The following is a 22294-nucleotide window of genomic DNA, read 5'->3' as shown; positions in this document are numbered from 1 at the left end:
GAAAGCGGCAGCACTCTGCCAGCATGAGCGCGATGCCTAGGGGAGAACGTCCACTGGACGAGGGCGACAGCCCGCTGCTGCGGTTCGCGAGGGATCTGCGCCGCCTGCGCACCGACGCGGGCACCCCGACCTATCGGGAGCTCTCCCGGCGCGCGCACTTCTCGGTCACGACACTGTCCGACGCCGCCGCGGGCCGCAAGGTGCCCGGCCTGGACGTCACGCTCGCCTACGTCCGGGCGTGCGGCGGCGACGAGCAGACCTGGACGCGGCGCTGGCAGGAGGTCGACGAGAGCTGGGCGCTCTCGAAGGTCAGCCCCTCGCCGTATGTGGGCCTGAGCGCGTTCACGAGAGAGGACGCGGACCGTTTCTTCGGCCGCGAGAAGCTCACCAACGCGCTGAAGAGCCGGCTGGAGACGCACGACTTCCTCGCCGTCTTCGGAGCGTCCGGCGAGGGCAAGTCATCCCTGCTCAAGGCAGGTCTCGCCCAGCACTTCCGCCACCCGGTCGGCTGCACGCCCGGCACCGACCCGGACGCGTCCGTCGCCGAGGCCCTCGCGCAGGGCCCCGACCTGCTGATCGTGGACCAGTTCGAGGAGCTCTTCACCCTCTGCGACGACCCGGTCCAGCGCGAGGCGTTCCTGACGCAGCTGCTCGGTGCGAACACCAAGGTGGCGATCGCGGTCAGGTCCGACTTCTACCCGCACTGCTCACAGCACCCGGCACTGGCCGAGGCGCTGACCGACGCCCAGGTCCTGATCGGCACGATGACCCCGGACGAGCTGCGCCGGGCGATCACCCAGCCCGCGGCGAAGGTCGGCTGCACCGTCGAGGGCGCCCTGCTGACCACGCTGATCGCCGAGGCGAGCGGCCGCAGCGGCGTTCTGCCGCTGGTCAGCCACGCCCTGGTCGAGACCTGGCACCGCAAGCGCGGCAACATCCTCACCGTCGGCGCCTACGAGGCGGCCGGCGGCATCGACGGGGCCCTCGCCCAGAGCGCGGAGACCGCGTACGCCCAGCTCACCGATCCCCAGCAGCGCCTGGCCCGCCAGCTGCTGCTCCGGCTGGCCGCGGACGGCACGAAACGTCCCGTCCCACGCGCCGAGGTGATCGGCGACGAGGTGCTGGACGTCCTCGCCAACGCCCGGCTCGTCACCGTCGGCGAGGACACCGTGGAGGTCACCCACGAGGCGTTGTTCCGGGCCTGGCCACGCCTGACGACCTGGCTCGACGAGGACCGCGAGGGCCTCAGGACGCACCGCAGGCTCACCGAGGCGGCCCGGCTGTGGGAGGAGCTCGACCGGGACGCCGGCGCGCTCTACCAGACCGTCAGGCTCGCGGAGGCCTGCGAGTGGGCCGCCCGCAGCGACGCCGACCTCACCCCCACCGAAGACGCGTTCCTGGCCGCGTCGAGGAACCTCACCCGTCGCCGCACCCGTCGCCTGCGCGCAGCCGCGGCCGTGCTCGTCTCGCTCGTGCTCGTAGCGGGCGTCAGCGCCGTCACCGCCACCCAGCAACGCCGCGAGGTCGAGCGCCTGAGCCTCCTCACGCAGTCGCAGCAGCTCGCCGCGCTGTCGGCCGCGCTGCTGCAGAGCAACCCGGACGAAGCCGCCCGCAAAGCCGCCGAGGCGTACCGGATCGCCCCGACCACGGAGGCGCGCAGCCAGATCCTGAGCGTCGCGGCCAGTCGTGAGCGCGAAGCACGGACCGTCTACGGCCACGATCTGAGGACCGGCAACGGCGTCATCGGGGTGCTGGGCAACGAGGGCGTGGCACGCGTCTACGACAGCAGCACGCTCGCCCCTGTCGCCACCCTGCGCACGGACGGGCCCGCGGTGGCCCTGGACATCGCGCCGGACGGCACCCTCGCCCTCGGGGACGAGAACGGCCGCGTCACCCTGCACACCTCCGCCGGCGCCGACCCAGTCGTGCTGCGGGAGTCCGGAGCGCGGCTGGTCCTGCGGTTCGTCGAGGACGGCCGGGCCCTCCTGATCGGCAACCAGATCTGGGACGTGGCCACCCGCCGGATCCGCGCCGAGCTGCCCGTTGGCGCGAACTGGTTCCGGTTCGACGCGGCCGGCGACACCCTCGCCACCCTCGACGAGTCGTCCGTGTCGCTGTGGAACCTCACCACCTCCCAGCGCATCACCAGCTTCGGCATCGGCACGAACACGAGCTCCGCGGTGCTGTTGCGGGGCGGGATCCTCGCGGTGGGCACGTTCCAGGGCGAGGTCCGGCTGTGGAACACGGCGACCGGCACCCAGATCCGGACGCTGCCCGCGCACCAGGGCTTCGCGACCCTCGCCGCCAGTGCCGACCGCACGGTGCTCGCCAGCACCGGGACCGACGACACCGAGGCGCGGCTGTGGGACGTCGTGCGCGACGCCGTGCTGCCGCCCGTCCGCATCGAGGCCGACACGACGGAGATGGCCTTCACCCGCGACGGCAGGCTCATCACGTCCAACGGCCCGGTGCTCCGGCTCCTGCCGCGCAGCGCGGTGGCCGTGGCGTCCACTCACCCGGTGCGAGCGCTCGCGCTCGACCCGGACGGCAGCATCCTCACGTTCAACGGCGCCGGCCTGCTCGAACGCCGTGACGCGTCGATGCGCACCCTCAGCCGCGTGGAGACCGGCGCGCAAGGCTGCACCCTCAGTCGCTTCAACGCGGATCGCAGTCTGCTCGCCACTTCCGGCTCCGGCGAACTGGTGGCGGTGCGCAGCACCTCCGACGGCAGTCTCGACATCAACCCGAGCGAGGACGTGCCTCCCGCCGCGCTGGCGTTCGCGGGCGACAACCGGTTGCTCTCGGCGGGTGGCGACAAGTCGGCGACGGTCTGGACGCCGGACCCGACGACCCTCGACACCCAGCGCGAAGGCACCCCGACCGCCGCCACGTTCGGCAAGGACGACCAGGAGGTCGTGCTCGGGACCGACTGGGGACTCGTCGTCGTCCGGGACCTCACCACCGGCAAGGACCGCAACCTGGGCGCGGTGCACGAAAGCCCGGTGCGCGCGCTCACGATGTCCCCGGACAAGCGCACCCTCGCGACCGCCGGCGAGGACGGCCGCATCCTGCTGTGGGACACCACGACGTGGAAGAAGAAGAGCGAACTGCTCGGCCACACGGGCACGATCTCGGCGTTGGAGTTCAACCGGGACTCGACGATGCTCGCGAGTGGCGGCGACGACGAGACCGTCATCGTGTGGGACGTGAACGCCCAGCAGCCGTGGGCGACCCTGCGCGGCCACGCCGAGGCCGTCAAGCACGTTGCGTGGATGCCTGACGGCCGTGCGGTCGTGTCGGCCGCCGCGGACGCGCTGCTCGTGTGGCAGCTCGACGTGGAGACGGCCTTGCGGGAACTGGGTTAGCGGACCAGGTCCTTGCGGAGCTCACGCGGCAACGAGAACGTGATGCGCTCGTTCGCCGTGGTGATCTCCTCGACATCGCCGTACCCGTGCGACTCCAGGAACTTCAGCAGCTCCATCACCAGCAGGTCCGGCACGGACGCGCCCGACGTGACGCCGACGGTCTCGACGCCCTCGAGCCACGCCAGGTCGACCTCCTTGGCGTAGTCGATCAGGTAGGAGGCCTTGGCGCCGTGCTGCAGCGCGACCTCGACCAGCCGGACCGAGTTGGAGGAGTTCTTCGAGCCCACCACGAGCACCAGGTCGCACGACGGCGCCATCGTCTTCACCGCGGTCTGGCGGTTCGACGTGGCGTAGCAGATGTCGTCCGAGGGCGGGTCCTGCAGGTCGGGGAAGCGGTCCTTGAGCTGACGCACGCGCACCATGGTCTCGTCGACCGACAGCGTGGTCTGGGACAGCCAGATGACCTTCGACGGGTCGCGGACCTCCACCGTGGCGGCGTCCTCGGCGGTGTCGACGAGCTGCACGTGGTCCGGCGCCTCACCGGCGGTGCCCTCGACCTCCTCGTGCCCCTCGTGGCCGATCAGGAGGATGTCGTAGTCCTCCTTGGCGAACCGCACCGCTTCTTTGTGGACCTTCGTCACCAGCGGGCAGGTGGCGTCGATGGTGCGCAACGAGCGCTGCTCGGCCTCCGCGTGGACGGCCGGCGACACGCCGTGCGCCGAGAACACGACGAGCGCGCCCTCGGGAACCTCGTCCGTCTCGTTGACGAAGATGGCACCGCGGTCGGACAGCGTCTCCACGACGTACTTGTTGTGGACGATCTCCTTGCGCACGTAGACGGGCGCGCCGTACTTCTCGAGGGCGAGCTCGACCGTCTCCACGGCACGATCAACGCCCGCGCAGTAACCACGCGGCTTCGCCAACAGGACTCGCTTGGGCATGCCCCCAGGGTACCCAGTTGCGTTCCTAGGCATTTCAGACGCGGTTGCGGCAGGCTTAGCGGCATGAAGCCACTGCCATTGGGTGTCCGCATCGCGGCCGGGCTCGCGGTGACCGCCCTCGAACAGGCCCGCAAGCTGCCCCAGCAGCTCGCCGGACTGCCGTTGACGGTGGTCAGCGAGGCGATGCAGTTGTCGATGCGCGTGCAGCAGCATGTGACCGAACTCGCCATCAAGGGCGACGACGTCCTCTCTGGACTGCGCCCGGCGGAGGAAGAACCGGAGTGGGCGACCTTCGACGAGGACGAGACGCCCGTCACGACTTCTCAGGAAACTCCCGCCGGCGACCCGTGGGAAGAGGAGGAGCGGGCGATCGCGGAGGTCCCCGAGTTCCTGCCGTCCTACGACGAACTGTCGATCGCGCAGCTGCGGGCACGGCTGCGCAACCTCGACGTCGAGCAGCTCGGGGAACTGCTGCGCTACGAGAAGGCGCACGAGTCTCGTCCTGAGTTCGTCGGCATGCTCAACCGCCGGATCGCGACGGTCAAAGCTCAGTGACCGAAGCGAAATCCTCGCCGGAGAGCCCGTGGCCGGTGCGGACGGTCGCCCGCAAGCTGCTCGACTGGATCAACCGGCTCGGCGACGTGTGGGTCGAGGGGCAGGTCACGCAGCTCAACGCGCGCAGTTCCACGGCGTTCCTGACCTTGCGCGACCCGAGCGTCGACATGTCGATGTCGATCACCTGCAACGCCTCGCTGGTGCGCGAGCTCCAGCTCACCGAGGGCAGCAGGGTCATCGCGCACGGCAAGATCAGCTTCTACCCGAACCGGGGCACGCTGTCGCTGCGCGCGGACGAGATCCGCGCCGTCGGCATCGGCGAGCTGCTGGCGCGGATGGAACGGCTGCGCAAGCTGCTGCACGCCGAGGGCCTGTTCGACCCGCGCCGCAAGCGCCGTCCGCCGTTCCTGCCCACCAAGATCGGTCTCATCACCGGCAGGGCGTCGGCGGCGGAGCGCGACGTGCTCACGAACGCGCGGAACCGCTGGCCCGGCGCGCACTTCCGGGTCATCAACGTCGCCGTGCAGGGCCCGACCGCCGTCACCCAGGTGATGACCGCACTGTCCACTTTGGAACGTGACGCCGAGTGCGACGTGATCATCATCGCGCGCGGCGGCGGCAGCGTGGAGGACCTGCTGCCGTTCTCCGACGAGGCGCTGTGCCGCGCGGTCGCCCAGTGCCGCACGCCGGTGATGTCGGCGATCGGCCACGAACCGGACACCCCGCTGCTCGACCACGTCGCTGACGTGCGTTGTTCGACGCCGACCGACGCTGGCAAACGGGTGGTTCCGGATGTCGCTGAAGAGAGTGAACGCGTCCGCCAGATGCGCGATCGGGGCCGTCGCGCGCTGCGCGGCTGGGTTGATCGAGAACGCGAACTGCTCACCGCGTTGCGCTCCCGACCAGTGATTTCGGACCCCTACGGCCCGTTGGAGCGCCGCTCCGAGGAAGTGAAGCGGTTTCGCGACCAGGGTCGCCGGGCAGTCACGCAACGACTCGATCGGGAGGACGTCCACCTCTCGGGGACGAAGGCCCGCTTGACGACCCTCGGACCAGCCGCCACGCTGGCGCGCGGATACGCCGTTGTGCAACTCGTCACACCTGACGGTCCCGACGGCGTGTTGCGTTCTACCGCGGACGCGCCGAGCGGAACACAACTGCGGGTACGCGTCGTTGACGGAGCAGTGCTGGCCACTGTCACCAATGTGGAAGGGGGAGGTACCGATGATGCGTGATGCCGTGTTCCTGCCCCTCACCATGGAGGCGGCGGGTTCCTGCGGCTCTGGCCTGCGCACGAAGGCGGAGGCGGCGAACCGCGCCGCGGCGGACTGCTGGACGGCGATGGTGGGCGACTGCGACACCACGGGCCGCCGCACGCTGATCCTGACGTTGCACGACCTGAGCGAGGCCACCGCCGGCACGGTCCAGTACCGGCGCGTCGCGGAGGCCGAGGCGCTCATCGACGAGGCGGTGCGAGAGGGTGACGGCGAGGAGTTCGCGGAGGCGCTGGTCGGCTACGACCTGGCCGTCGCGACCGTGCTGAGCCGTCTGAGGAGCCAATCCGCGTGAGTTCGGAAACACTCGGTTACGAAGCCGCCCGCGACGAGCTGGTCGACGTGGTCCGCAAGCTGGAGGCCGGCGGTCTGTCGCTGGAGGACTCCCTCGCGTTGTGGGAACGCGGTGAAGCGCTCGCCAAGACTTGTGAGCAGCATCTCGCCGGTGCGCGCGAGCGAATCGATGCAGCTCTGGCTGTCGTCGAGGAGGACGTTTCGGACGCGTGATCCCGTGCAAGGATTCAGTTGCCGATCACAAAATCCGGCACGCTGAGTAGTCGCATGGAGGCGCGCAATGGTGAACACCCCCGCGGAACGACGTCGCGAAGCCCCCGACCGGAACCTGGCATTGGAGCTCGTGCGCGTCACCGAGGCAGCGGCCATGGCCGCGGGCCGGTGGGTGGGGCGCGGCGACAAGAACGGCGGTGACGGCGCGGCCGTCGACGCGATGCGCAAGCTCATCCACACCGTCTCGATGAGAGGCGTCGTGGTGATCGGCGAGGGCGAGAAGGACGAGGCGCCCATGCTGTTCAACGGCGAGGAGGTCGGCAACGGCGAGGGCCCTGACTGCGACGTCGCGGTCGACCCGATCGACGGCACCACGCTGATGGCCAAGGGCATGCCGAACGCGCTGGCGGTGCTGGCCGTCGCCGAGCGCGGGGCCATGTTCGACCCGTCCGCCGTGTTCTACATGGAGAAGCTCGCCGTGGGCCCGGAGGCGGCCGACGTCATCGACATCACCGCGCCGCTCGCGGAGAACATCCGCCGCGTCGCGAAGGCCAAGCACAGCGACGTGTCCGACGTGAACGTGTGCATCCTCGACCGGCCCCGGCACGAGCAGATCGTGCAGGAGGTCCGTCAGGCCGGCGCGCGCATCCACTTCATCTCCGACGGCGACGTGGCCGGTGCGATCGCGGCGGCGCGTCCCACCTCGGGCGTGGACATGCTCGTGGGCATCGGTGGCACGCCCGAGGGCATCATCGCGGCGGCGGCGCTCAAGTGCGTCGGTGGCGCCATCCAGGGCCGGTTGTGGCCCAAGGACGACGAGGAGCGCGAGAAGGCGATCGGCGCGGGCCACGACCTGTCCCGCGTGCTCACGACGAACGACCTCGTCTCCGGCGACAACGTCTTCTTCTGCGCCACGGGCGTGACCGACGGAGACCTCCTGCGCGGCGTGCACTACCGGGCGGGCGGCTGCACCACGCAGTCGATCGTGATGCGCTCCAAGTCCGGCACCGTGCGCATGATCGACGGCTTCCACAGCCTTCACAAGCTGCGTGAATACGCCTCGGTGGACTTCGACCTGCCCGAGGACGTCCAGCAGCCGATGCCGTAGCTCTGTGTGAATCTGTGAACCGTTAACGGAGGGTCACCCTCCGAGTGACCCTAGTGACCGAGTCACTTTCGTCCTTAGTTTCCGTCTTGACCCCGGCAACCCTGCGCCGGGTTCAGGAAAGGAACTCAACGATGAGGGCACGTTCGTTGTTCTCCGCAGTAGTCGTGGCCGCCGGCGCCCTGCTCGCCACGGTCACCGCTGCTTCCGCGGCTCCGGCTCCCACCGCAGACGGCGAGGTCTCGCCGATGATCGTCGGTGGCACCAACGCCTCGCAGGTCTACCCGTTCATGGTGTCCCTGCAGAACACCTCGGGCAGCCACTTCTGCGGCGCCTCGCTGGTCAAGGCCAACTGGGTCGTGACGGCGAAGCACTGCGTCCAGGGCTCCTCGGCGTCCTCGATCCGCACCCGGATCGGCACCACGAACCGCACCAGCGGCGGCACCACGACCGGTGCGTCGCGGATCATCCTGCACCCGTCCGCCGACCTGGCGGTCGTGCAGCTCAACACCTCGGTCAGCCAGGCGCCGATCACCATCCCGACCTCGTCGGGCGCGGTCGGGACCGCCACCCGCATCATCGGCTGGGGCCAGACGTGTCCCGTCCGCGGTGCCTGTGGTGCCCCGGTGACCCTGCAGGAGCTCAACACCTCGATCGTCGCTGACAGCCGGTGCTCCGGCATCAGCGGCGTGTCGGAGATCTGCACCAACAACACCGGTGGCAACAAGGGCGCCTGCTACGGCGACTCGGGTGGCCCGCAGGTGAAGTCGGTCGGCGGCCGCTGGGAGCTCATCGGCGCGACCAGCCGTTCCGGCGGCGGCGCGAACTGCGCCCAGGCCCCGTCGATCTACGTCGACGTCGCCTACTACCGCAACTGGGTCAGCTCGAACGTGGGCGGCCTGTAACCCGGTAAACGCATTCCGAGGGCCCGTCTCCCATTCGTTATGGGAGGCGGGCCCTCGCCGTTGCAACCTGGGCACTCGTCCCGCCGTCTACTTCGGCAAGGGATGGAACAACCAGGGGGTTGCGCGATGAGGATGCTGCTCGTGGCGGTCGCGTTGATGTCGGTGGCGGGATGCGCACAGGGGACCGTGCAGGCCGAGACTCCAGCGGCGCCACCGCATTCGTCTTCGGCCCCGGCCTCGGAAGCACCGCCTTCCGCGCCTCCCTCGACGTCGTCGGAGGCCCCTCCTCCGCCGCCGCCTCCCCCGCCCGTCGTGAAGCCGACGCCGTGCACCATCAGCGACGGCGCGTGCATCCAGCTCTCCACGAACAAGTCGTGGATCGTGCGGGGCGACAAGATCGTCCACGGCCCGTCCCCGATCACGCACGGGCGTCGCGGCTTCGAGACCCCGCTCGGCAACTTCCCGGTGCTGCGCAAGGTGAAGGACGAGTGGAGCCGGCCGTACAACGCCGCGATGCCGTGGTCGACGTACTTCACCGAGAGCGGCATCGCGTTCCACGAGGGCTCGCTGACCGATCCGTCCCACGGCTGCATCCACCTGGACCCGGCGGCCGCGCGGTACTACTTCGAGAACCTCTCGATTGGCGAGACCGTGCAGGTGGTCTCATGATCATCAGCCATGAGACTCCTGGCCGCAACGGCCTTGCTGCTGCTTAGCTTCGCAGCACCCGCGCACGCCTCCGGCTGCACCGTCCACAACGGAGCGTGCGTCCAGAAGCACACGAACCTGGCCTGGCTCGTCACCAACGGCGTGACGAGCTACGGCCCGGTTCGGATCAGCCACGGCAAGCCCGGCTTCGGCACGCCTGTGGGCAACTTCCCCGTGCTGCGCAAGGTGAAGAACGACTGGAGCGTCCCCTACAACGGTCCGATGCCCAACTCGGTCTACTTCACCACCGACGGCATCGCGTTCCACCAGGGCGACCTGAACTCCCAGTCGCACGGCTGCGTGCGGCTCACCTGGAACGACTCCGAGGTCTTCTACAACAACCTCTTCCCCGGCGAGCGCGTCCAGGTACTTCCATAAAAACATGATTGAGGTCACCCCACAGTGGCAACTCCACTACTGAGGGGTGATGAGAGATGCGAGTTCTGATCGCGACGGTGCTCCTGATCCTCGGCTTCGCTGTTCCCGCACAGGCTCAGGCGGGATGCACCGTCTACAACGGAGCGTGCCTGGAGAAGCATTCCAACCAGGCGTGGCTGGTCTTCAACGGCAACATCAGTTATGGGCCGGTGACCATCAGCCACGGCAAACCGGGGTACGACACCCCGGTGGGCACGTTCTCGGTGCTGCGCAAGGTGAAGAACGACTGGAGCGTCCCCTACAACGGCCCGATGCCGAACGCGGTGTACTTCACCACGACCGGTATCGCGTTCCACCAGGGTGACACTGCCGTCCAGTCGCACGGATGCATCCGGATGGCGATGGATGCGTCGCTCGTGTTCTACGACAACCTGATGGTCGGCGAGCAGGTGCAGGTGCTGCCGTAGGTCCGCCCGGTTGCGAAGGCCTGACCGGTGGCACTGGTCAGGCCTTCAGCACTGCTCGCGTTTTTTCGCGAACTCGTCCGCGCTCAGGTAGTCGTCCCCGAACTTGACCTTGCCGTCCTTCAGGCCGTCGAGCGTGAACTCCACGGCGGGCTTGCTGCCGTCCTGCAGCTGCACGGACAACTGGAGCGACTGGTCGCCCTTCGGCTGCCGCCAGGCGACCTTCTCCTCGGCGCCCGCAGGCTTCTGGCTGACCGCGAGCTCGCGCACCTCGGCCGGCTGGGCGAACCCGATCCGCCAGATCTCCTCGCCACCGGCCCGCACCGACGCCGCGGTGACGCCCGGCCCGCCGCACCCGGCGTCCACGAACTGCGGCAGCCCGGTCGGCGTGAGCTTCACGGCCCAGGTCTCACCGGAGGAGCAGCCCCCGAGTGCCGTGACCGCGACCAGCACCGCGACCAGCCTCCACCGGGTCATGTGCACTTCTCCCTCAGCCGATCGCCGCCCACAGGCACCCATCATCGCGTCCCACGACCGAGACACGCGCGGCGACCGGCCCGTGAGCTACATCCCCATGCCAGCGACGGGCGCGGACCTCCCGCTTTCGTCGCGCTGACGCCCTCGCAGCAGCCGCTCGACCGTCGCCTCGATGCCATCGACCCTGGTCAACGCGGTCTCGTGGTCCACACCCTCGTCCTCACGGGCCAGCGTGTAGATCACCCCACCGGCACTGGCGACGTGGTCGGGCACCCACACGATGCCGCGCTCCTCCAGCAACGCGGCCACCCCGTCGTCGGTGAGCTGGTTGTTGGCGGGCCCCACGACCAGCCGGACGTCGAGACCCCGGACGGTCTCCGGGCTCAGCACCCCGCCCACCGCCGCGGGCACGAGCACGTCGGCCTCGACCCGGTACGCCTCGTCGGGACGCACCCAGCCGAACTCCCCCGTCCGCCTGCTCTCGTCCATGTCGGACACGATGACCTCGGCGCCGTCGAGCCCCCTCGCGATCAGCTCCCCCACCGACCCGAACCCGCTGATGACGACCTTCCTGCCGGTGAGGTCCGGCGTGCCGAACGTGTGGCGCGCGGCCGCCTTCAACGCCGCCAGCACACCCCGCGCCGTGGGCCCGCTCGACGACCCGGTGCCGCCGTGCTCCTCGGGCAGGCAGTAGGCGTACGGCGTGAGTTCCTTCAGCACCACCATGTCGTCCGGCCCGGTCCCGACGTCCGGCCCGGCGCGGTAGGCACCCTCGAACTCGTTGATCAGGTCGGCGTGGTCGAGCAGCACGGCCCGCCTCAGTTCCGGCGTGAGCTCTCGGTCGGCCACGATCACGCTCTTGGCGCCGCCGTGGGGAATCCCGGCCGCCTCGCACTTGAGCGTCATGGCCTTGGACAGCCGCAGCACGTCCGTGACGGCGTCGGTGATCCGGTCGTACGACTTCATCCGGCACCCACCGACCGCCGGTCCCGCCTCAGTCGAGTGCAGGGCGACCATCGTGGTCATCCCCGACCGCCTTCCCGTGCGGACGACGAGCCGCTCGTGCTCCCACATCTGCGTTCCTCCCGAACTTCGGTCAAGCCTCGACCACGAAGTTAGGGTGAGTGACAGGTGTGCAGACGCTTCGCCGAACGTTGTTCGGCAGAACGGCGTGAGGAACGAGATGGATGAACTTGATTCGGCGATCGTGCGCGAACTGCAGCGCGATGCCCGGCAGTCGAACCGCGACATCGCGCGCAAGGTGGGCATCGCGCCGTCGACGTGCCTGGAACGCACGCGCCTGCTGCGCGAACGAGGTGTGATCCGCGGCTACCACGCCGACATCGCCCCGGCGGCGCTGAACCGGGGCGTGCAGGCGTCGGTGTCGGTGCAGGTCCGCCCGCTGAGCCGCGCCGTGATCGACTCTTTCAAGGCGTACGCCCACGGCCTGCCGGAGGTGACGGCGGTGTTCGTGATGGCGGGCAACGACGACTTCGTCATCCACGTGAGCGCGCAGGACAACGACCGTCTGCACGCGTTCCTGGTCGACAGGCTGAGTCACCGCAAGGAGATCGTCGGCTTCCGCACGTCGATCATCTTCCAGCACCTGGCGAAGCACGACCCGGCGCCGCTGCCGGGGGCCTGACGGACCCCGGCACGCGCGTCAGCTGCCGTCGCTCGAGTGCCCGGGGAACAGGTGCGCCGACGGGTTGAGCGCCACCGCGATGTTGTTGACCGCGGTCGCCGCCTCCCCGAACCCGGTCGCGATGAGCTTGACCTTCCCGGGGTACTGCGCGACGTCGCCCGCCGCGTAGACCCTGTCCAGCTTGGTCTTCATGGTGGTGTCGACGAGCACCGCGCGGTGGTCGAGCTCGAGCCCCCACGACTCGATCGGCCCCAGGTCGGCCGTGAACCCGAGTGCGGCGACGACGGTCTGCGCGGGCAACGTCCGCGCGTCACCACCCTTGACCTTGACGTCCACTTCGGACAGTGGCTCGCCGCGCAACGCCAGCACCTCGGCGTCGGTGATGATCTCGACCCCGAGCTCCCGCACCTGCCGCACGGTCGCGGCGTGCGCGCGGAAGTTGGCCCTGCGGTGCACGATCTTCACGCTCGCCGCGATCGGGTGCAGCGCCAGCGCCCAGTCGAACGCCGAGTCGCCACCGCCGACGATCACCACGTGCTGCCCGGCGTGCTCGGCCAGCACCGGCACGAAGTGGACCATGCCGCGCCCCAGCCGCCCGTCGCCCGCGGGCAGCGGACGCGGGTTGAACTCGCCCATGCCCGCCGTGATCAGCACGGCCCTGGTGGTGATCGAGGACCCGTCCGCGAGCCCGATCCGCAGACCGTCCTCAATGGACTCACAGGTGCGCGCCTGACGGCCGAGCAGGTAGGTGGGCTTGAACTGCGCTGCCTGCTCCACCAGTCCGTTCACGAGGTCGCGGCCCCGCACGGCGGGGAACCCGGCGACGTCGTAGATCATCTTCTCCGGGTACATCGCCGTGACCTGGCCGCCCGGCTCTGGCAGGGCGTCGACGACGGCGACGTTCATTTCCCGGAAGCCTGCGTAGTAAGCGGCGAACAACCCCGTGGGACCAGCTCCCACGACGAGGAGGTCGACGTCACGCTCCATGAGTGGTGCCCTTCTGCCAGTGGTGGGTGGCAGTGCTGTGATCGACCATAGAGACTCGAAGGTATGTCTGAACAGGAGTACCGCGTCGAGCACGACACGATGGGTGAGGTCCGCGTGCCGGTCGACGCATTGTGGCGCGCCCAAACACAACGCGCGGTCGAGAACTTCCCGATTTCCGGTCGAGGCCTGGAACGCGCCCAGATCCGAGCACTGGGCCTGCTCAAGGCAGCGGCGGCCCGGGTCAACGCCCAGCTGGGCGTTCTCCCCGACGACATCGCCGGCGCCATCGCCACCGCGGCCGACGAGGTCGCCGCCGGCAAGTGGGACGCCCACTTCCCGGTGGACGTCTTCCAGACGGGTTCCGGCACGTCCTCGAACATGAACGCCAACGAGGTCATCGCCACCCTCGCGACGAAGGCCCTGGGCCGCGACGTCCACCCGAACGACCACGTCAACGCCTCGCAGTCGTCGAACGACACGTTCCCGACGACCCTGCGCGTGGCCGCCACCGAGGCCGTGGTGACCAACGTGATCCCGTCCTTGGAGCACCTCCAAGGCGTGCTCGAACAACGCGCGGCCGAGTGGTCCGACCTGGTCAAGTCCGGCCGCACGCACCTCATGGACGCGGTCCCGATCACCCTCGGCCAGGAGACCGGCGCGTGGGCGTCGCAGGTCCGCTACTCCGTGGAACGCCTTCGAGCCTCCATCCCGCGTCTCGCGGAACTGCCGATCGGCGGCACCGCGGTCGGCAGCGGCCTGAACGCCCCCGCGGAGTTCGGCGCGCGAGTCTCAGCCGAACTGGCCTCCGCGACCGACCTCCCGCTGGTGGAGGCCCGCGACCACTTCGAGGCACAAGCCACCCAGGACGGCGTCGTCGAGATCTCGGGCCAGCTCCGCGCGTCGGCCGTGGCGTTGTTCAAGATCGCCAACGACCTCCGCTGGCTGGGCTCGGGCCCCCGCACGGGCCTCGGCGAACTGGCGCTCCCCGACCTCCAGCCGGGCAGCTCGATCATGCCGGGCAAGGTCAACCCGGTGATCTCCGAGGCCACGATGATGGTGGTCGCCCAGGTCATCGGCAACGACGCCACCGTCGCGTTCGCCGGCTCACAGGGCAACTTCCAGCTGAACGTGATGCTGCCGGTCATCGCCCGCAACGTCCTGGAGTCGTCCCGCCTGCTCGCCGCGGTGGCCCGCCTCCTGGCCGACAAGGTGCTGCTCGGCACCGAGCCGCAGGCCGAGCAGATGAGCGAGTACGCCGAGTCGTCCCCGTCCATCGTCACGCCGCTGAACCGCTACATCGGCTACGAGGAGGCGGCGTCGATCGCGAAGCAGTCGCTGAAGGAGCGCAAGACGATCCGCGAGGTGGTGCTGGAGCGCGGGCACGTGCCGGGCAAGCTCACCGAGGAGCAGCTGGACGCGGCGCTGGACGTGCTGCACATGGCGCGCGGCGGCCGCTGACGCTCAAGGGGTTCCGGTGTCGGCAGGCACCGGAACCTCATCGCGAGCGAGATACACGCAATCGCAGCTTGTTCCGCATCCCAACTCTCAGTTCGACCATCTCAGGGCGACTGGAACCAACTCGAACTCTAGTCCAGACAGGTGACATACACCCGTTCGTGTAACAGTTCGCCGCATCTGAACGTATAGATGCATAACCCATCTGAACTGGAACAGTGAGACGGAGTTCGTGCGTGACTAGCGGCTACGACGCAGATCCGATCTTTCAGGCGACACCACGCCAGATCGACAACCTCATCCATCGGATCCACGATGGCTCACTGATGATTCCTGACTTCCAGCGCAACTTCACCTGGGAGCCGAAACGCACGCAGGAACTCATCAGGTCGGTCATGTCCCGATACCCGGCGGGAACCCTCCTGTTCTGGGCGATGGACAGCGAGAACAACTCTTTTCACTGGCGACCGGTCGAGGGAGCACCGGAGAGCAAGGCGGCACCTCAGGAGCTCATCCTGGATGGACAGCAGCGACTGACCTGTCTCTACCGAGCTCTCAACGACAAGGGCGAAGAGCGCTTCTACCTGCGCCTTCAACGCCTCTTCGACGAGAAGACCAAGAATGTCCTCATCCCAACAGAGATCGACTTCGAGGACGCGATCTTCTGGCACGAGAAAAACCAGAAGGATGGGGACAAGTACGAAGATCCGGCCGTCCAGTTCGAAGGAAACATCTTCCCGCTGCACAAGCACAGGGAGTTCGACGAGTGGCTGGACCATTACATCAGCCACCAAAGCGACAAGGTCGACATCAGTTCTGCGAAGCGAACGCTCCGCAAGGTGCGCGACCAGTTCCTGACCCCGCTTAAGTCGTACGGATTTCCGGTGGTCACCCTCCCGGCGACCACCTCGCTGGATGCGGTGTGCAACGTCTTCGAGACGCTGAACAAGACAGGTAAACCACTTGGCGCGTTCGAGCTGCTCACTGCGAAGCTCTACCCCAAGAACGTGAAGCTGCGCGACCTGTGGGCAACTGCCGTCGATACCCACGAGCTCCTGAAAACCTTCAAAATCGAGCCGTACAACGTCATGCAGGCAGTGGCCCTGCGTTCACAACACTCCGCGCAGCGATCAACAGTACTTCGCATCACGGCCGATGAGGTCAACGAGAACTGGGAAGACTGCGTACACGGCTACGCGAAGGTTCTCGATCTCCTCGCCACCGAATGCGGCGTGATCACTCCGAAGTGGCTGCCCTACTCCATGCTTCTTGTACCGATGGCAGCCGTGTGGGCCAACGTGGCCAAGCTGAAGGGGCCGGCTCGGCAGAAGGCCAAGGAGCGACTCAAGCAGTACTTCTGGTGCACGGTCTTCACGTCGAACTTCGACCAGGGTGCCAACAGTCAAGCAGGCGCCGACTACATCACCCTCGTCAAGTGGGTCGTCGGTCAGGACACGACAGCGCCCGAGGCTGTTGGGACGCTGAACATCAGCGCATCCGTGATCGTCAACGCCACCACTCGGCGCAAGGCGATCTACTCCGGCCTCGTCGCGCTGAGCATCCAGAGCGGCGCACGCGACTTCCACGGAGGCGACAAGCTCACGCCGGAACGACTCAAGTCGCAGACGGACTCGCACCACGTCTTCCCGAAGGCGTTCTTGGCCAAGCAGTCAGGCAGCCAGCCAAGTCCCGAACTCGCGCTCAACCGGGTCCTGCTCACGCCGGGCACGAACAAGGGCATCGGGAAGACCGCGCCCAGCGAGTACCTCGCCGAACTTGAGGCCACGATCACCACAGATGACATCGCCGACATCTTCGAGTCGCACCTCATCAGCGACGATGCAGTCGACGCACTTCGCAAGGACGACTACACGGGGTTCATCCAGAAGCGCCTTGATCGCGTGATCCAGCAGATCGAGCAGGTGACTCATCGAACTGTGAGTCGCGACGACCGCAGCCGCTGATGCCCCATGACTCTGGTGCCGAGCGTGTTCGGCACCAGAGCTCAGATGCGCAGACGCAGCGCGACCGTGAGCTGGTCACGTGCTACCTGGCCGCCGGTCAACCGAACCTTGACCACACCCCGTTGCGGTTCGCAGCTCGCCCAACTCACCTCGGTCTTCGCAGACCGGACGGTCACGAGTACATCGCGAGCCAGATGGCGATGTAGTGGCAGATCGCCGCCACCACGGTCGCGGCGTGGAAGAACTCGTGATACCCGAACACCTGCGGCCACGGATTGGGCCACCGAGTCGCGTAGAACACGGCCCCCACGGTGTAAAGCGCCCCACCGACGAGCAGCAGCACCAAAGCAGCGACACCGGCGTGGTGCAGCAACTCGGGCAGCACGAACACCGCCACCCACCCGAGAGCGATGTAGATCGGCACCCCGAGCCACCGAGGCGCGTGCGGCCAGGCCAGCTTCATCGTCACGCCGAGCAGCGCACCGATCCACACCACCCAGAGCACGGTCGCCCCGGTCCCGGGATTCATCGCCAGCAGCGCGAACGGCGTGTAGGTGCCCGCGATGAACACGAAGATCATCGAGTGGTCCATGCGCTTCATCCACGTGCGCACGCGGTCGGACTCCCACGTCACGCGGTGGTACAGCGCCGAGACGCCGAACAGCCCGAGGACTGTCAGGCCGTAGACGGAGGTCGCGAGGGCCGCGCGCGCGGACACCGTGGACGCCGCCAGAGCGATGAGCGTCGCACCTGTCGCCACCGAGGCGACGAACGACCAGAGGTGCAGCCATCCACGTAGGCGCGGCCGCAGTCCGGGCTGGGGAGGAGTGGGCGCAGTGGTCACAGGTCACTAGGTTACGCCACCGTAGGTTTCCGACCAGTACTCAGTGATGAACCTTGCACGGCGTACGCTGTTCGGACGTGGCACTCCGCACCCGTGTGAAAGACGTCGCTATCCACCTCTACGAGTGGATTCTCCGCCGCGAGCTGAGCACGACGCCACAGGCTCCCAAGCACGTGGGCGTGGTCCTCGACGGCAACCGCAGGTGGGCCAGAGAAGCCGGTTTCACCGATGTCGCGCACGGCCACCGGGCCGGCGCGCGCAAGATCCTCGAACTGCTCGAGTGGTGTGGTGACGCCGATGTCGAGGTCGTCACCCTCTGGATGCTGAGCACCGACAACCTCAACCGCGACAACGACGAGCTGGCGCCGTTGCTCGACATCATCGCGGACATCACCGACGAGCTGGCGGGCGACGGCAAGCCGTGGCGGGTCCGGCACGTCGGCGCGCTCGACATGCTGCCCAAGGAGCACGCCGAGCGACTCACGAACGCCGCCGCGCGCACCAAGAACCGCACGGGCATCCAGGTCAACGTCGCCGTCGCGTACGGCGGGCGGCAGGAGATCGCGGACGCGGTCCGGAAGCTGCTGCAGGCGCACGCCGAACGGGGCGGCACCATCGAGGAGCTCGCCGAGGTCCTCGACGTCGACCACATCGCGGAGCACCTCTACACGTCCGGGCAGCCCGACCCCGACCTGATCATCCGCACGTCCGGTGAGCAGAGGCTCTCCGGCTTCATGCTCTGGCAGTCGGCGCACTCGGAGTTCTGGTTCTGCGAGGCGTACTGGCCGGGCTTCCGGCGCACCGACTTCCTGCGGGCCATGCGCGAGTACGCCAAGCGCCACCGCAGGTACGGCAGCTGAACGAGAAGGGGCGCCCACCGCGAAGGTGAGCGCCCCTTCTCAGAGCAAGAGCAACGATCAGCCGTGGTAGTGGCCGAAGTCGTCGCCGTCCTCGATGCCACCGGCGGCGCAGGTCTCGGTGATGGAGGGCGAGTTCACCGGAACCGCCGCGCCGAGCACGCCGACGTTGTTGCCACACGCACCGACAACACCGTTCAGGTTGTTGGCGTTGCCCACGATCAGCAGCGGCTCGTTGACCCAGTGGTGGCCGGGAGCGGCCATCGCGGGGGAACCGACGACAACGAACGCAGCAGCGACGCCCAGGGCGGCAGCAGCCTTCTTCAGCACGATTTTTCTCCTCATGAAGGTTTAATCGGGGAAAACGCGTCTGGGGGCGCCAGAAATGACGCCCCCAGACGTAGAGCTAAAGGGAGATTCAGCCCTCGTCGACGATGCCGCCGGCGGCGCAGGTCTCGGTGATCGACGGCGAGTTGATCGGCACAGCGCCACCCAGCACGCCGACGTTGTTGCCGCAGGCACCGATCGTGCCGTTGAGGTTGTTGCCGTTCAGGAGGACCAGCAGCGGGCCGTTCGACCAGTGGTGACCGTGGCCGTGGTGGCCGTGGCCCTCGCCGGCCATGGCGGCCGGGGCGAACGCGAGCGACAGCGCGGCTGCAGCGGCAACCACGGCACAAGCCTTCTTCATGTGATTCTCCTTCATGTCGGGTTATCCCCGTCATTTCCGGAGTCTTCGGGGATCTCCGGAGCGGTGGGGTCTCCGGGCGGAAACGCTATAGGCAAAGATCGCAATCGGCCGCACGAGTGACACCATTGTGTGACGGCAAGATCAACAACATTCCCCGATCAGGTGGTCGTCGATTCACGATTCGGTCGCGAGTAAGGCGCTGTGGTAGACGCCCTAAGCTCTCCGGATCATGGACGCCAACGACCTCGTGCGCGCATACCTGGTGCTGGGGCTGCGCCTCGGCCGCCTCGTGCCCGGGTTCGTCGACTCCTTCACCGGCGACCCGGCGCTGAGCCGCTCCGTCGACAACGAGCCGCGCCTGCACCCCAGGGCGCTGGGCGAGCAGGCGCGGCTGCTGCGCCGGGAGCTGCCGGGCAGCGACCTGACCGAGCAGCGCAAGCAGTTCCTCGACGCGCACCTGCGGGCGTTGGACTGCACCGCGCGCAAGCTCGACGGCGAGCGCATCTCGTTCGTCGACGAGGTCGAGCATTACTTCCAGGTCCGCGTCCGTCCCGGCGACGAGGACTCGTACGCGCAGGCCCACCGCAAGCTCGACGCGGTGCTCGACGGACCAGGAACGCTCGCCGAGCGCCTCACGGCCCACCGCACGGCCGACGAGGTGCCCCCGCGCAGGCTCCAGGGCGCCGTGCAGGCCCTGTCGAGCGCGCTGAGGGACCGGGTGCGCCAGAAGTACGCGCTGCCCGAGCAGGAGATCGTGGAGTACCAGGTCGTCACGAACAAGCCGTGGAGCGGCTTCAACTACTACCTGGGCGGCTACCGCAGCCGGGTCGCGGTCAACGCCGACCTAGGCCACCGCATGTCGAACCTGCCGCACCTGGTCGCCCACGAGTCCTATCCGGGCCACCACACCGAGCACTGCCGCAAGGAGTCGGGCCTGGTCGCCAAGCGCGGGCACGCCGAGCAGTCGATCTTCCTGATCAACACGCCGCAGTGCCTGATGGCCGAGGGCATGGCGGACCTGGGCCTGCACGCCGCGGTCGGGCCGGGCTGGGGCCTGTGGACGGAGCAGATCTTCGCCGACCTCGGGTTGCGAATGGACGGCGAACTGTCCGAAAAGGTCGAGTCGGCGGCATCGGGCCTGCTCACGGTGCGGCAGGACGCCGCGCTCCTGCTACACGATCGGGGTGCGGATCAGGATGACGTGGTTGCGCATCTGCGCAGGTGGCTGCTAGTCCCCGACCGCCGCGCACGGCAGATGGTCCGTTTTCTGGCCGATCCGCTGTGGCGCGCGTACACCACCACATACGTCGAAGGGGTGCGTCTCGTACGGGCCTGGCTCGACGTCCGCGCACCCGGTGAAACGCTCGACTCCCGCTATCTGAGACTTCTCGACGAGCCCCTCACGCCGAAATCACTCGAATCCCAGGTCAGGGACGGCCTGTCGTGGCTCGCGCGCAACTCTCACGAGAACACCATGTGACCAGCGGAAACACGGAAGCGGTCACGTTTCGGGTTGTTGTCCGGAAGATGACAAATTCGGATTCACCTGTGTGGCTTCGTGCCGATGGGGCACTTCCACAGGTAACTTCGAAAGCGGCGGGACGCGACCACTGCGGACCGCGCAGGGAGGCTCTGATCGTGGCAGAAAAAGTCGCGAGGGGGCCGGCACCCGGCCCTCGTGGTCGACCTGCCTGACGCCCTCACCGGCGGAAGGCGAGACGACCGATCAGGGTGGTGCCTGGCCCAGCGAGGAGCGGACGCGGGTGCCGCGTTCGTGAGGGAGTTGCCGTGAACGCACGACGTCCCGCGAGCCGTACCTCAGGCTCATCGCGCAGTTCTTCCTCCCGGCGCAAGTCCGCCGCCCCAGCCATCACGACATATGTGCTGGACACGTCGGTACTGCTGTCCGATCCTCTCGCCGCCACCCGTTTCGCGGAGCACGAGGTCGTGCTCCCGCTCGTGGTGATCAGCGAGCTGGAGGGCAAGCGCCACCACCCCGAACTGGGCTGGTTCGCGAGGGAAGCCCTGCGCCTCCTCGACGACCTGCGCTTGCGGCATGGTCGCCTCGATTCGCCGATCCCCATCGGGGATCTGGGAGGCACCTTGCACGTCGAGCTCAACCACTCCGACCCGGAGGTGTTGCCATCAGGTTTCCGAACGGACTCCAACGACGCCCGAATCCTCGCGTGCTCCCTCAACCTCGCTGCTGAGGGGCGCAACGTCACCCTGGTGACGAAGGACATGCCGCTGCGGGTCAAGGCCGGATCGGTCGGCCTGCCGGCGGAGGAGTACCGGGCGCACGACGTGACCCTCTCAGGCTGGACGGGAATGTCCGACATGGACGTTCCGCAGTCCCTGGTGGACAGCCTGTTCAAGGAGAACGTCGTCGACCCCACCCAGTACGAGGACCTGGAGCACATCGCCGAACTGCCGTGCCACACCGGAATCCGGTTGCTGGCGGGCACGTCGAGTGCGCTGGGCCGGGTGACCGCGGACAAGCAGATCAAGCTGGTGCGCGGAGATCGGGAGGCGTTCGGACTGCACGGGAGGTCCGCCGAACAGCGGATCGCCCTGGATCTGCTGCTGGACTCGGAGGTCGGCATCGTCTCGCTGGGCGGACGAGCCGGCACCGGAAAGTCGGCACTGGCGCTGTGCGCCGGTCTCGAAGCGGTGATGGAACGCAGGCAGCACCGCAAGGTCGTGGTCTTCCGGCCGTTGTACGCGGTCGGCGGCCAGGAGCTCGGCTACCTGCCGGGTTCCGAGAACGAGAAGATGGGGCCGTGGGCGCAGGCGGTGTTCGACACCCTCGGCGCGCTGGTGAGCCAGGCGGTCGTGGAAGAGGTGATGGACCGCGGGATGCTCGAGGTCCTGCCCCTCACCCACATCCGCGGCCGCTCGCTGCACGACTCCTTCGTGATCGTCGACGAGGCGCAGTCGTTGGAGCGCAACGTGTTGCTGACCGTGCTGTCGCGTCTGGGCAGCAACTCGCGGGTGGTGCTGACGCACGACGTGGCGCAGCGCGACAACCTGCGGGTCGGCCGGCACGACGGCGTGGCGGCGGTGATCGAGAAGCTGAAGGGCCACCCGCTCTTCGCTCACGTCACGCTGACGCGCTCGGAGCGTTCGCCGATCGCGGCCCTCGTCACCGAGATGCTGGAGGACTACGCCTCCTAGT

At 68.1% G+C, this 22294-nt stretch carries 23 protein-coding genes; 16 read left to right on the top strand and 7 right to left on the bottom strand.

What is annotated here, in order from left to right:
• Window positions 1-23: 23 nt before the first annotated feature.
• The gene (locus ACWF7A_RS16740) at window positions 24-3365 is read left to right on the top strand and encodes a WD40 repeat domain-containing protein (RefSeq protein WP_452251331.1); all 3342 of its coding nucleotides are present in this window, start codon (window positions 24-26) and stop codon (window positions 3363-3365) included.
• Here the strand turns inward: ACWF7A_RS16740 and ACWF7A_RS16735 are convergent.
• Window positions 3362-4306 (bottom strand): 4-hydroxy-3-methylbut-2-enyl diphosphate reductase, encoded by a 945-nt coding sequence (locus tag ACWF7A_RS16735; protein WP_452251330.1) that lies wholly within the window; start codon window positions 4304-4306, stop codon window positions 3362-3364. The two genes, ACWF7A_RS16740 and ACWF7A_RS16735, sit on opposite strands and share 4 nt — an antisense overlap.
• Window positions 4307-4369: 63 nt before the next feature.
• On the opposite strand from ACWF7A_RS16735, the gene ACWF7A_RS16730 reads away from it, so the two are divergent.
• The 9 genes from ACWF7A_RS16730 (at window position 4370) to ACWF7A_RS16690 (ending at window position 10205) form a co-directional block, all read left to right on the top strand.
• On the top strand, window positions 4370-4861 hold the full coding sequence (locus ACWF7A_RS16730) for a lipid droplet-associated protein (RefSeq protein WP_452251329.1): 492 nt from the start codon (window positions 4370-4372) through the stop codon (window positions 4859-4861).
• Entirely contained in the window at window positions 4858-6096 is a 1239-nt protein-coding gene (gene xseA, locus ACWF7A_RS16725; RefSeq protein ID WP_452251328.1) for an exodeoxyribonuclease VII large subunit, read from the top strand. Before ACWF7A_RS16730 ends, xseA begins: the two co-directional genes overlap by 4 nt.
• On the top strand, window positions 6089-6430 hold the full coding sequence (locus tag ACWF7A_RS16720) for a sugar ABC transporter substrate-binding protein (protein ID WP_319988341.1): 342 nt from the start codon (window positions 6089-6091) through the stop codon (window positions 6428-6430). The genes xseA and ACWF7A_RS16720 overlap by 8 nt, the downstream gene beginning before the upstream one ends.
• Window positions 6427-6642, top strand: coding sequence for an exodeoxyribonuclease VII small subunit (locus ACWF7A_RS16715; RefSeq protein ID WP_355300186.1), 216 nt, complete (start codon window positions 6427-6429; stop codon window positions 6640-6642). Before ACWF7A_RS16720 ends, ACWF7A_RS16715 begins: the two co-directional genes overlap by 4 nt.
• Before the next feature lie 67 nt (window positions 6643-6709).
• On the top strand, window positions 6710-7750 hold the full coding sequence (gene glpX, locus ACWF7A_RS16710; RefSeq protein WP_452251327.1) for a class II fructose-bisphosphatase: 1041 nt from the start codon (window positions 6710-6712) through the stop codon (window positions 7748-7750).
• A 131-nt stretch (window positions 7751-7881) separates the two neighbouring features.
• Window positions 7882-8652 (top strand): S1 family peptidase, encoded by a 771-nt coding sequence (locus ACWF7A_RS16705; RefSeq protein WP_452251326.1) that lies wholly within the window; start codon window positions 7882-7884, stop codon window positions 8650-8652.
• A 126-nt stretch (window positions 8653-8778) separates the two neighbouring features.
• Window positions 8779-9321 (top strand): L,D-transpeptidase, encoded by a 543-nt coding sequence (locus tag ACWF7A_RS16700; RefSeq protein ID WP_452251325.1) that lies wholly within the window; start codon window positions 8779-8781, stop codon window positions 9319-9321.
• Window positions 9322-9330: 9 nt separating this feature from the next.
• A complete protein-coding gene (locus ACWF7A_RS16695; protein ID WP_452251324.1) occupies window positions 9331-9738 on the top strand; it encodes a L,D-transpeptidase in 408 nt (135 codons plus the stop codon).
• A 56-nt stretch (window positions 9739-9794) separates the two neighbouring features.
• Window positions 9795-10205: a L,D-transpeptidase gene (locus tag ACWF7A_RS16690; protein ID WP_452251323.1), complete on the top strand. Its 411-nt coding sequence runs from the start codon at window positions 9795-9797 to the stop codon at window positions 10203-10205.
• A 45-nt stretch (window positions 10206-10250) separates the two neighbouring features.
• Here the strand turns inward: ACWF7A_RS16690 and ACWF7A_RS16685 are convergent, their stop codons facing one another.
• Entirely contained in the window at window positions 10251-10679 is a 429-nt protein-coding gene (locus tag ACWF7A_RS16685) for a hypothetical protein (protein WP_452251322.1), read from the bottom strand.
• A gap of 87 nt (window positions 10680-10766) precedes the next feature.
• A complete protein-coding gene (locus ACWF7A_RS16680; protein WP_452251321.1) occupies window positions 10767-11753 on the bottom strand; it encodes a Glu/Leu/Phe/Val dehydrogenase dimerization domain-containing protein in 987 nt (328 codons plus the stop codon).
• A gap of 109 nt (window positions 11754-11862) precedes the next feature.
• On the opposite strand from ACWF7A_RS16680, the gene ACWF7A_RS16675 reads away from it, so the two are divergent.
• Window positions 11863-12324: an Lrp/AsnC family transcriptional regulator gene (locus ACWF7A_RS16675; RefSeq protein ID WP_452251320.1), complete on the top strand. Its 462-nt coding sequence runs from the start codon at window positions 11863-11865 to the stop codon at window positions 12322-12324.
• 18 nt (window positions 12325-12342) lie between these two features.
• On the opposite strand, the gene ACWF7A_RS16670 is transcribed toward ACWF7A_RS16675, so the two are convergent.
• A complete protein-coding gene (locus ACWF7A_RS16670) occupies window positions 12343-13311 on the bottom strand; it encodes an NAD(P)/FAD-dependent oxidoreductase (protein ID WP_452251319.1) in 969 nt (322 codons plus the stop codon).
• A 63-nt stretch (window positions 13312-13374) separates the two neighbouring features.
• Here ACWF7A_RS16670 and ACWF7A_RS16665 point away from each other — a divergent pair, with 63 nt between their 5' ends.
• Together ACWF7A_RS16665 and ACWF7A_RS16660 are read left to right on the top strand one after the other, a co-directional pair.
• Window positions 13375-14769, top strand: coding sequence for a class II fumarate hydratase (locus ACWF7A_RS16665; RefSeq protein ID WP_452251318.1), 1395 nt, complete (start codon window positions 13375-13377; stop codon window positions 14767-14769).
• A gap of 233 nt (window positions 14770-15002) precedes the next feature.
• Window positions 15003-16730, top strand: coding sequence for a GmrSD restriction endonuclease domain-containing protein (locus ACWF7A_RS16660; RefSeq protein ID WP_452251317.1), 1728 nt, complete (start codon window positions 15003-15005; stop codon window positions 16728-16730).
• Between the two features lie 172 nt (window positions 16731-16902).
• On the opposite strand, the gene trhA is transcribed toward ACWF7A_RS16660, so the two are convergent.
• Entirely contained in the window at window positions 16903-17574 is a 672-nt protein-coding gene (gene trhA / locus ACWF7A_RS16655) for a PAQR family membrane homeostasis protein TrhA (protein ID WP_452251316.1), read from the bottom strand.
• Between the two features lie 77 nt (window positions 17575-17651).
• On the opposite strand from trhA, the gene ACWF7A_RS16650 reads away from it, so the two are divergent.
• Complete coding sequence (locus ACWF7A_RS16650; RefSeq protein WP_452251315.1) at window positions 17652-18434, top strand: isoprenyl transferase; 783 nt, start codon at window positions 17652-17654, stop codon at window positions 18432-18434.
• A 57-nt stretch (window positions 18435-18491) separates the two neighbouring features.
• Here ACWF7A_RS16650 and ACWF7A_RS16645 read toward each other — a convergent pair whose 3' ends face one another.
• Both ACWF7A_RS16645 and ACWF7A_RS16640 read right to left on the bottom strand, forming a co-directional pair.
• Window positions 18492-18761, bottom strand: a complete 270-nt coding sequence (locus ACWF7A_RS16645) for a hypothetical protein (protein WP_452251314.1) — start codon at window positions 18759-18761, stop codon at window positions 18492-18494.
• 88 nt (window positions 18762-18849) lie between these two features.
• Window positions 18850-19119, bottom strand: a complete 270-nt coding sequence (locus ACWF7A_RS16640; RefSeq protein ID WP_452251313.1) for a hypothetical protein — start codon at window positions 19117-19119, stop codon at window positions 18850-18852.
• A 229-nt stretch (window positions 19120-19348) separates the two neighbouring features.
• Here ACWF7A_RS16640 and ACWF7A_RS16635 point away from each other — a divergent pair, with 229 nt between their 5' ends.
• Both ACWF7A_RS16635 and ACWF7A_RS16630 read left to right on the top strand, forming a co-directional pair.
• A complete protein-coding gene (locus tag ACWF7A_RS16635; protein WP_452251312.1) occupies window positions 19349-20599 on the top strand; it encodes a DUF885 domain-containing protein in 1251 nt (416 codons plus the stop codon).
• A 389-nt stretch (window positions 20600-20988) separates the two neighbouring features.
• Window positions 20989-22293 carry a PhoH family protein gene (locus ACWF7A_RS16630; RefSeq protein ID WP_452251543.1) on the top strand — a complete coding sequence of 435 codons (1305 nt, stop codon included), beginning with the start codon at window positions 20989-20991 and terminating at the stop codon, window positions 22291-22293.
• Window position 22294: the final 1 nt, after the last annotated feature.

The sequence above is a fragment of the Lentzea sp. NPDC055074 genome, assembly GCF_053608005.1.
Note: the sequence above shows the minus strand (reverse complement) of the source record. Positions and strands in the feature narration are given on the sequence as shown.

What these genes read in the sequence shown, in the direction of transcription:
- ACWF7A_RS16740 (WP_452251331.1), top strand. Translation starts at nt 24, where the DNA reads ATGAGCGCGATGCCTAGGGGAGAACGTCCACTGGACGAGGGCGACAGC.
- ACWF7A_RS16735 (WP_452251330.1), bottom strand. Translation starts at nt 4,306, where the DNA reads ATGCCCAAGCGAGTCCTGTTGGCGAAGCCGCGTGGTTACTGCGCGGGC.
- ACWF7A_RS16730 (WP_452251329.1), top strand. Translation starts at nt 4,370, where the DNA reads ATGAAGCCACTGCCATTGGGTGTCCGCATCGCGGCCGGGCTCGCGGTG.
- ACWF7A_RS16720 (WP_319988341.1), top strand. Translation starts at nt 6,089, where the DNA reads ATGCGTGATGCCGTGTTCCTGCCCCTCACCATGGAGGCGGCGGGTTCC.
- glpX (WP_452251327.1), top strand. Translation starts at nt 6,710, where the DNA reads ATGGTGAACACCCCCGCGGAACGACGTCGCGAAGCCCCCGACCGGAAC.
- ACWF7A_RS16705 (WP_452251326.1), top strand. Translation starts at nt 7,882, where the DNA reads ATGAGGGCACGTTCGTTGTTCTCCGCAGTAGTCGTGGCCGCCGGCGCC.
- ACWF7A_RS16700 (WP_452251325.1), top strand. Translation starts at nt 8,779, where the DNA reads ATGAGGATGCTGCTCGTGGCGGTCGCGTTGATGTCGGTGGCGGGATGC.
- ACWF7A_RS16695 (WP_452251324.1), top strand. Translation starts at nt 9,331, where the DNA reads ATGAGACTCCTGGCCGCAACGGCCTTGCTGCTGCTTAGCTTCGCAGCA.
- ACWF7A_RS16690 (WP_452251323.1), top strand. Translation starts at nt 9,795, where the DNA reads ATGCGAGTTCTGATCGCGACGGTGCTCCTGATCCTCGGCTTCGCTGTT.
- ACWF7A_RS16685 (WP_452251322.1), bottom strand. Translation starts at nt 10,679, where the DNA reads ATGACCCGGTGGAGGCTGGTCGCGGTGCTGGTCGCGGTCACGGCACTC.
- ACWF7A_RS16680 (WP_452251321.1), bottom strand. Translation starts at nt 11,753, where the DNA reads ATGTGGGAGCACGAGCGGCTCGTCGTCCGCACGGGAAGGCGGTCGGGG.
- ACWF7A_RS16675 (WP_452251320.1), top strand. Translation starts at nt 11,863, where the DNA reads ATGGATGAACTTGATTCGGCGATCGTGCGCGAACTGCAGCGCGATGCC.
- ACWF7A_RS16670 (WP_452251319.1), bottom strand. Translation starts at nt 13,311, where the DNA reads ATGGAGCGTGACGTCGACCTCCTCGTCGTGGGAGCTGGTCCCACGGGG.
- ACWF7A_RS16665 (WP_452251318.1), top strand. Translation starts at nt 13,375, where the DNA reads ATGTCTGAACAGGAGTACCGCGTCGAGCACGACACGATGGGTGAGGTC.
- ACWF7A_RS16640 (WP_452251313.1), bottom strand. Translation starts at nt 19,119, where the DNA reads ATGAAGAAGGCTTGTGCCGTGGTTGCCGCTGCAGCCGCGCTGTCGCTC.
- ACWF7A_RS16635 (WP_452251312.1), top strand. Translation starts at nt 19,349, where the DNA reads ATGGACGCCAACGACCTCGTGCGCGCATACCTGGTGCTGGGGCTGCGC.